The sequence below is a fragment of the Psychroserpens mesophilus genome, assembly GCF_050617655.1.
Classification (GTDB): Bacteria; Bacteroidota; Bacteroidia; order Flavobacteriales; family Flavobacteriaceae; genus Psychroserpens; species Psychroserpens mesophilus_A.
On sequence record NZ_JBODQC010000382.1, the window covers coordinates 1 to 247 of the forward strand.

Annotated in this window: 1 protein-coding gene; it reads right to left on the reverse strand. The window is 49.8% G+C overall.

The window, feature by feature from the left end:
• Nucleotides 1-247 (reverse strand): aminoacyl--tRNA ligase-related protein (locus ACRHNM_RS17690; RefSeq protein ID WP_431137954.1); only part of this gene is annotated, 247 nt, incomplete at both ends.

Consider the following 247-nt stretch of genomic DNA (forward strand, 5'->3'; position numbering starts at 1 on the left):
TCCACTTTATCGAATTGATGGAGACGGTTCAGTCCACGGACATGGGCCCCGTAGCTTCCGGCTTCTCTTCTAAAACAGGGTGTGTACCCGGTATATTTGATTGGAAAATCGCTTTCCGCCAAAATATCGTCCCGGTGCAAATTGGTCACGGGAACTTCAGCAGTCGGGATCAGGTAAAGATCATCTGCAGTCACATGGTACATTTGACCTTCCTTGTCCGGCAATTGTCCTGTGCCGTAACCTGAGG